This window comes from Micromonospora sp. I033 (genome assembly GCF_053890995.1).
This window is the reverse complement of the sequence record NZ_JBSSLX010000260.1, coordinates 1-7,141: the sequence shown is the minus strand read 5'-3', so window position 1 is coordinate 7,141 and position 7,141 is coordinate 1. Positions and strand designations below refer to the sequence as shown.

General features: G+C 74.7%; 8 protein-coding genes. 4 read left to right on the top strand and 4 right to left on the bottom strand.

What is annotated here, in order from left to right:
- Window positions 1-521: 521 nt before the first annotated feature.
- Entirely contained in the window at window positions 522-1,247 is a 726-nt protein-coding gene (locus ACW0Q9_RS27580; protein ID WP_456186193.1) for an alpha/beta hydrolase, read from the bottom strand.
- Between the two features lie 79 nt (window positions 1,248-1,326).
- On the opposite strand from ACW0Q9_RS27580, the gene ACW0Q9_RS27575 reads away from it, so the two are divergent.
- Complete coding sequence (locus tag ACW0Q9_RS27575) at window positions 1,327-1,695, top strand: ArsC/Spx/MgsR family protein (RefSeq protein WP_456186191.1); 369 nt, start codon at window positions 1,327-1,329, stop codon at window positions 1,693-1,695.
- 12 nt (window positions 1,696-1,707) lie between these two features.
- On the opposite strand, the gene ACW0Q9_RS27570 is transcribed toward ACW0Q9_RS27575, so the two are convergent.
- Window positions 1,708-1,902, bottom strand: a complete 195-nt coding sequence (locus tag ACW0Q9_RS27570) for a hypothetical protein (RefSeq protein WP_357346182.1) — start codon at window positions 1,900-1,902, stop codon at window positions 1,708-1,710.
- On the opposite strand from ACW0Q9_RS27570, the gene ACW0Q9_RS27565 reads away from it, so the two are divergent.
- The gene (locus ACW0Q9_RS27565) at window positions 1,901-2,563 is read left to right on the top strand and encodes a hypothetical protein (protein ID WP_456186189.1); all 663 of its coding nucleotides are present in this window, start codon (window positions 1,901-1,903) and stop codon (window positions 2,561-2,563) included. The genes ACW0Q9_RS27570 and ACW0Q9_RS27565 overlap by 2 nt on opposite strands.
- Window positions 2,564-2,603: 40 nt before the next feature.
- Window positions 2,604-2,993 (top strand): hypothetical protein, encoded by a 390-nt coding sequence (locus ACW0Q9_RS27560; protein ID WP_456186187.1) that lies wholly within the window; start codon window positions 2,604-2,606, stop codon window positions 2,991-2,993.
- A gap of 44 nt (window positions 2,994-3,037) precedes the next feature.
- Here ACW0Q9_RS27560 and ACW0Q9_RS27555 read toward each other — a convergent pair whose 3' ends face one another.
- On the bottom strand, window positions 3,038-4,225 hold the full coding sequence (locus ACW0Q9_RS27555) for a histidine decarboxylase (protein WP_456186185.1): 1,188 nt from the start codon (window positions 4,223-4,225) through the stop codon (window positions 3,038-3,040).
- A 278-nt stretch (window positions 4,226-4,503) separates the two neighbouring features.
- On the opposite strand from ACW0Q9_RS27555, the gene ACW0Q9_RS27550 reads away from it, so the two are divergent.
- On the top strand, window positions 4,504-5,655 hold the full coding sequence (locus ACW0Q9_RS27550; RefSeq protein ID WP_456186183.1) for a hypothetical protein: 1,152 nt from the start codon (window positions 4,504-4,506) through the stop codon (window positions 5,653-5,655).
- A 58-nt stretch (window positions 5,656-5,713) separates the two neighbouring features.
- On the opposite strand, the gene ACW0Q9_RS27545 is transcribed toward ACW0Q9_RS27550, so the two are convergent.
- Window positions 5,714-7,141 (bottom strand): APC family permease (locus ACW0Q9_RS27545; protein WP_456186181.1); only part of this gene is annotated, 1,428 nt, incomplete at its 5' end.

Below are 7,141 nucleotides of genomic sequence, written 5' to 3'. Positions count from 1 at the left end.
CAGGGGGGGGAGGGGGTGCCCCCCCGCACCGCCGGCACCAGCGCCCCCCCCCCCGCCACGATTCCGCCCCGACAGTGGCCCCGACCACCCGACGACACCGCCCGAAACCGGACAGCGGGTCACCATCGGCCGCCACGAACCGGACATCCACCCCACACCACGCCCGCCGGCGCTGACCCACGTCCGCCCAGTGAAGCGGACACCCACCCCACACCGCGCATACCGTCGTTGACCCGTAGCCACCGGAAACGCTCACCACGTCGGCGTAGTCGGCGGCAATCACGCAGCCTGGACACCTCCACCCCACCGAACCGGAGTCGGCCCTCCGAGATCTTGGACAGTTGCTGTTCGCAGCGAACGGAAACTGTCCAAGATCCGGTCCGGTAGCCAGGCCCGCCGGCTCCGCCACCCGCCGGAAGCGGGCAGACGGCGTGATCGGGGGCGGGGATCGCAGGGGCGCGGTCGGCCGGGTGGAACGCCATGGGAGGTGCGCGGAGACCTGCATGGTGTCCGGCCGGGGGTCAGGGAGCGGTGAGGAGGGTGAGGAGGGCGTCGCGGACGGTGCGGACGGCGGCGCGGGACTCCTCGGTGTGGTCCAGCGCGTCGAAGCCGTGCCGGCCGTCCGGTACGGCCACGATCCGCACCGGCGTCCCCCGACGGGCCGCTGCGGCGGTGAACGCCTCGCTGGTGGCGGCGATCTCGGGGCGTTCCCGGCCGGCCAGGGTCAGCACGAGCGGCGGCGGATCACCGGCCTGGTCGAGTGCGTCGAGTGGGTGGAACCGCGGGTCGACCGGCCAGCCGGGCAGGGGCGCGAGCAGCGGGTACGTCGCGGCGAGCCCGCGCAGCCACGGGGGCGGGTCGCGCAGCCAGTCGGCCAGCAGCAGGCCGCTGCCGGAGAAGAACCAGAGCGCCAGCCGGTCCGGGTCGACGCGGGGGTCGGCGCGGAGCAGGTCCGCGGTGCCGGCGAGGTGCGCGGCGGCGGTCGGCAGGTCGTCGGGGGTGTGCAGGGGGAGCCGGGGCATCGCGGCGAGCACGCCCTGCTCGGCGAGGAGCGCGCCGTAGCCCTGGTAGAGCAGCCACTCCCGCGGGTCGGGCGCGCCGGGGGGCAGTGGGCCGCCGTGCACCAGGACGACCGCGGGCCGGGGGCCGTCGCCCGTCGGCAGGTAGAGGTCGACCTCGCCGTGCCGCTCGACCGGGGCCGGCGGTGGGTCGAGAACAAACTGTGTCTCCCAGAAACTGTTTTGCATGGCGCTCATGTTAGGCGACATCGCGGGGTCTCCGCTGCCCCGTCAGGGCCTCCACAGTGGGCGTGCCACCATGTCGGGCATGGAGATCTGGAACAACCCGGCCTGCTCGAAGTGCGCCACGGCCCGCGCCTCGCTGGACGAGGCCCGGGTGCCCTACCGGCTGCGGGCGTACCTGGCGGAGCCGCCGAGCGCGGAGGAGTTGACCGAGGTGCTGCGCCGGCTGGACGCCCGCGCCTGGGAGATCTGCCGCACCGGCGAGCCGGCCGCGGCCGCGCTGGGCATGGCGGACTGGCCCCGCGACGACGCCACGGAGCCGCGCTGGATCGCCGCGATGGTCGCGCACCCCGAGCTCATCCAGCGCCCGATCCTGCTGCTGGACGACGGCAGCGCGCTGGTCGGTCGGACCCCCGAGGCCCTGGACGAAGCGGTGCGGCGCGCCGACCGTTGAGCCGGCGGTGGGTCAGGAGGGGCGGTCGCCGGCCTTCGCGTGCCGCTCGCGCAGCCGGTCCCGGATCTCCTCCGGGGTGTACGCCCGGCGCCGCCGCTCGGCCCGGGCCACCACCACGCCGGTCGCCGCGACGCCGGCGAGGCCGGCCAGGCCGAGCAGTTTCCACCACCGCATCCGTTGCCGCTTCGGCATAGGGTAGTCCTCCATGAGCATCAGCCTGGACGAGGCGGTGGAGCTGACCCGCACCGGCGACCTGTGGGTCTTCCGCGGGCGCAGCGTGCCGGACCGCGCCATCCAGCTCACTACCAACAGCCCAGTCAACCACGTGGGCATGGCCGTGGTGCTCGACGACATGCCGCCGCTGATGTGGCACGCCGAGCTGGGCCGCTCGCTGCCGGACATGTGGACCGGCACCCACCAGCGCGGCGTGCAGCTGCACGACCTGCGGGACGCGGTCTGCGTCTGGGCCAACCGCTACGGCCAGCGGGCGTGGCTGCGCCAGCTCGAACCGCCGGCGGACACCGCCATGGAGGAGGCGGTGCTGCGGACCGTGGCGCGCCTCGACGGCACCCCGTTCCCGTCCACCGCGCAGCTCGCCTGGCGCTGGGCCCGCGGCCGGGTGCCGAACCTGCACCCCGGCCGACGCTCCATGCCCGACGGTGGCGGGGTGCCGGTCCGCGACCGGGCGCTGGAGACCGCGTACTGCGCGGAGGTGGTGGCCGTGACCTACGAGGCGATGGGGCTGCTGCCCGCCGGTCGCCGTCCCAACTGGTACGACCCGGGGCGGTTCTGGAGCGGCGACGACCTCGACCTCACGGGCGGCGCGCAGCTCGGGGCGGAGATCGAGGTCCGCATCCCGCCCCGCTGACCAGGTTTGCCGGGCCCGCCGTCCGGTAATGGTGAGCGGCGTGACGGCTTCCACGGACCTCGACACACTCGCCGACTTCTTCGACCGGTACGGCGTGGCGCTGACCACCGCCGACGTGCCCGCCATCGCCGGCTGCTACGCGCTGCCGGGGCTGGTGGTCGCCGACACCTACAGCTTCTCGTTCACGTCGCCCGCGGCCGTGGCGCTCAGCTTCGTCGGCGCGGCCCCCGACTACCAGGAGCGGGAACTGGTCGCGGCCCACGCGCAGATCGAGGATGTGCAGGCCGTGTCCGCGCTGCTCACCGAGGTGGCGGTGCGCTGGGAGTTCCTGGACAGCCAGGGCCGGGCGGTGCCCGGCGAGCGCTACCGCTACCTGCTGCGGGCCACCGACGACGGCCCGGCCATCTGCACGGTCATCCGCACCGCCTGACCGCGCTCGGGCCGCGCGCCTCGGGCCTCAGTGCCCGCGACGGCTCAGCGGACCAGAGCCTGCCGCGCCCGCTGTCGGGGCGGTGCGTCGCGCGGCGCCCCGCGGGCCACGTCGGCCACGAAGGCGTCGACGGCCTCGCGGGTGACGCCGGGCATGCAGATCAGGTGGCTGCGACCGGCGCTGCTGGCCAGCACCCACTTGGCCGTCACGGCCGGGGGCGGGGTGGGGAAGACCACGGTGAAGGCGTGCCCGTGCCGCCAGGCCGGCCAGCCCACCGCGTTGAGCCGCTCGACCGCGTACGCGGCCAGCTCGCGGGCCCGCTCGGCGCGCTCCCGGAGGCCGTCGTGGCCGAGGCTGCGGATCGCGTACCAGAGCAGCAGCGCCGGGTGGCCGCTGCGCGAGCCGCTGATCGTGGTGTCCACCGTGCCGGTGTAGTTGGGGGACCGGGCGAGCTGCTGCTGGAGGGTGCGCCGGGTGAGCACCACGCCGCACGGCACCGGGGTGCCGAGGAACTTGTAGCCGGAGACGGCGATGCTGTCCGCGGTGGCGTCCAGCCGCAGCGTGGCCCCGCCGTCGGCCAGGGCCAGCGGGACCCCGGCGAGCGCCCCGTCGACGTGCAGGTGGTGGCGCACCGGCGTGCGGGCGAGCAGGCGCCGGATCCGCGGCACGTCGTCGGCCGCCTCGGTCATCGTGGTGCCGCAGGTGGCCACCACGATGGCCGGCCGGTCCCGGTGCCGGTCGACCATCCGGGCCAGGTCGTCGTAGTCCATCTCGCCGCGCTCGTCGGCGCGGACCACCACCGGATCCAGACCGAGGATGTCGACGCACTTGGGCAGCGAGTAGTGGGCCTCGGCGGAGTGGTAGACCAGCGCCTTCGGGAACCGGGCCCGGGCCAGGTGGAGGGCGTAGAGGTTGCCCTCGGTGCCGCCGGAGGTGAGGTAGCCCCACCGGTCGTCGACCGGGGCCTGGAACAGGTCCGCGAACCAGTCCAGCACCTCCCGCTCGTAGCGCTTGGTGTGGTTGGCGCCGGCCGGATCGGTCCACGGGTCGCCGATGTTGTTCAGCAACGAGCCGAACAGCGGCGCCAGTGGGCTGTAGTCGATGTCGGTGGCGACCGGGAAACCGACGTGCGTCTCCCGGCCGGCCGCCGCGGCCGAGCGGACCGCGTCGAGTTCGGCGAGGAGTTCGTCGCGACGGGTGGTCGAACCGTCACGGCCTGGGTCGGCTGACAACACGAGGCTCCCTCATCGTCCCGGCGCACAGCGCACAGAGTGGACCATGACTGACGGAGCGTGGGCAAGCATTCCGAGTTTGGCCACCAATTGTCCATAATCGACCGTACGTTCCGGCGAAACCGCTGGTAGGGCCGGTGGCGGCCGTTCCGGACGGGTGGCACGACCTGAGCCGCGGATCAGCCCCGAGGTGCGGCGAATGCTCGCGGACAGTTGATAAGGCCTGCACTCAGTGAAATCATCGGCCGGGCGAATCCCCGCTAGCCAGGAGCTGCCACGTGTCGCAGGATCACCCCTCGCCGCTGCCGCGTCCGTCCGAACAGGACAGCTGGGGCCACCGGGCGGCCGACCGGCCGACGTACCCGCCGACACCGCCGGTCAGGCCGCCGGCGCGCTGGGGAAGCCACCGGCTGGCCGGTGCCGCGCCGACCTCGGACGTGTCCGGCCCGGGCGTCCCGGCGGCCCCGGCCCACGGCGCGCCCGCTCCGCCGACCTTCGGCGCTCCCGTGGCTCCCACCCCCCGGTACGCCCCGCCGGAGACCCGGGGCCACGGCGGCGCCGCCCGGATCTCCGGGCTGGGCGCCGCGGCGCCGGTCCACCCCGCCGCCGCACCGGCGCACCCGGTGGCACCGGCCGGCTACCACCCGCCGAGCACCCCCGGTTACGCCGCAGCCGGGCCGGCCCCGGCGAGCTGGTCGGCGGCCGACGCGGCCGGGCCGACCGCCGACGGCCCCGCCAGCCAGGCGGTCCAGCACCAGATACGCCAAGCGGTGGTGCACCGGGTGCAGTACGCGAACGCGCTGCACGCCTCGCACTACTGGGACCTGCGGCGGACCAAGCCGGTCGGGCCGCACGCGCTGCTCTTCCTCTACGCCAGCCCGGACCCCCGGTTCGCCAACCCCCGCCAGCCCTACTACGAGATCAAGGCGGCCTCCCGGCTGTTCCGGGACGGCAGCGAGGTGCAGGACCTGCCGGCGCTGCTCGCCGAGCTGTGCGAGATCGCCGACGGCTACCTGGGCGGGGGTGGGGTCTTCGACCCGGTCGCCCAGATGACCCAGGCCGGCGAGCCGATACCCGCCGAGGCGCGCTACGCCGGCGTCTCCGTGTCGACCCTGCTCGGCGACACCGCCGCCGAGCCGGCCGGGGTCGGTGGGACGGGCATCCCCGGGCGGAACCTGGTGGTCATGTCCGACGACACCCTGCTGGTGGTCGAGCGTCCGGCGCGGGCGCACGAGCAGATCCTGGTGCACTCCACCGCGCCGCACTCCAGCGGCGGGGGCGTGGAGTACCGCAGCTGGCTCCCCCTCACCCCGGAGCAGCAGGTCCACCCGGCCTGGCGCTGGTTGCAGCACCTCAACCGGCTGGTGCTGGCCGGCCAGGAACGCAAGCTCGCGATGGCCGGGTCCACGGTCGGCCGGCGCCGCCGCTGAACACGCCGACGGCCCACCCCCCCCGGGCAGCGGGGGTGAGCCGCGCGCGTCCGGCGTCCTAGAGGGAACGGCCGACCAGATCCTGCTCGATCACCGCGAGCGGGCGCGGCTGTCCCTGCCCGACGCTCTCCAGCACCTCGGGGCGGGTGGCCGCGAGCACCGCCGCCCAGACCAGACCCACCGCCGCGGCGGCCGCCACGGCGCCGGGCACCAGCCACTTCGTGGCCGAGCCCGGCGGCGCCCCGAGGACGGCGGAGAGGTTGACCAGCGTGGTGAGCAGGGCCGCGCCGACCAGCGCCGCCCCGATGGACGGCGCCACCGTGCGTTGCCACGCGCTCTCGTCGCCGCCGCCCCGGCGGAAGAAGGCGATCGTGGCGACCGACGTGACCGCCATCATCAGCAGCACCGCGATGGCCGCGACGCCGGAGAGCCAGCTGAACATGATGGCGACCGGATCGGCCCCGGTGAGCGCGAAGACCAGGATGACCGCCAGGGCGATCGCCGACTGGAGCGCCGACCCGGCGACCGGCGAGCCACCCCGGCCGACCCGCTCGAACACCGCCGGCAGCACCCGCTCCCGCCCCAGGCTGAAGGCGTACCGGGCGATCGAGTTGTGGAAGCTGACCATGGCCGCGAACACGCTGGTCACCACCAGGACGGTCGCGACACCGCCGAGCACCGGGCTGGCGTGCGCCTGGAGGATCGAGAACGGCAGCCCGGCGTTCGGGTCGCGGGACGCCTCGACGACCCGGTCCGGGCCGACGGCCACGGCCATCGCCCAGGCGGCGAGCGCGTAGAGGACGCCCAGCAGGATCAGCGCCGAGTAGGCGGCCCGGGACACCGCCTGCGGCGACCGGGACTCCTCGGAGTAGACCGCGGCCGACTCGTAGCCGACGAACGAGGCCGCGCAGAAGGCGACCACACCGCCGATGCCGGGCACCAGCAGGTTGCCCGGGGCCAGCGGTACGAAGCTCACCGACCCGCCGGCCGGGTGGGTGAACGAGATGAGCACGAAGAGCAGGATCACCGCGACCTCGACGGCCAGCACCGCGCCCAGCAGGCCGACGCTGATCCGTGCCTTCAGCACGCCGACCAGGGCGACCCCGGCCCAGGCGAGCAGGGCCCAGGCCCACCAGGTGCCGCCGAGGCTGTCGCTGACCACCGCGCCGAGAAGCCCGTACAGGCAGATCTGGATGGCGTTGTAGCCGAGCAGCACGACGGGTGCGGCGACCACGCCCCAGAACCGCCCGAAGCCGGCCGCCAGGGCCGCGTAGAAGACCCCGGCGCTGGAGACGTAGCGGGCCATGGCCAGGTAGCCGACGGAGAAGAAGAGCAACGCGGCCGCCATCACGAGGAAGCCGAGCGGTGTGCCGGTGACGCCGGTCGAGGCGTACGTGGCGACGATCGCGCCGGCGAGGACGGCCATCGGGGAGGAGGCGGTGGCGCTGAACACCAACAGGGCGCCGGTGCCGAGGGACTTGCGGAT

Coding starts and splice junctions, on each gene's coding strand:
- ACW0Q9_RS27580 (WP_456186193.1), bottom strand. CDS start 1,247: ATGCAAAACAGTTTCTGGGAGACACAGTTTGTTCTCGACCCACCGCCG.
- ACW0Q9_RS27575 (WP_456186191.1), top strand. CDS start 1,327: ATGGAGATCTGGAACAACCCGGCCTGCTCGAAGTGCGCCACGGCCCGC.
- ACW0Q9_RS27565 (WP_456186189.1), top strand. CDS start 1,901: ATGAGCATCAGCCTGGACGAGGCGGTGGAGCTGACCCGCACCGGCGAC.
- ACW0Q9_RS27570 (WP_357346182.1), bottom strand. CDS start 1,902: ATGGAGGACTACCCTATGCCGAAGCGGCAACGGATGCGGTGGTGGAAA.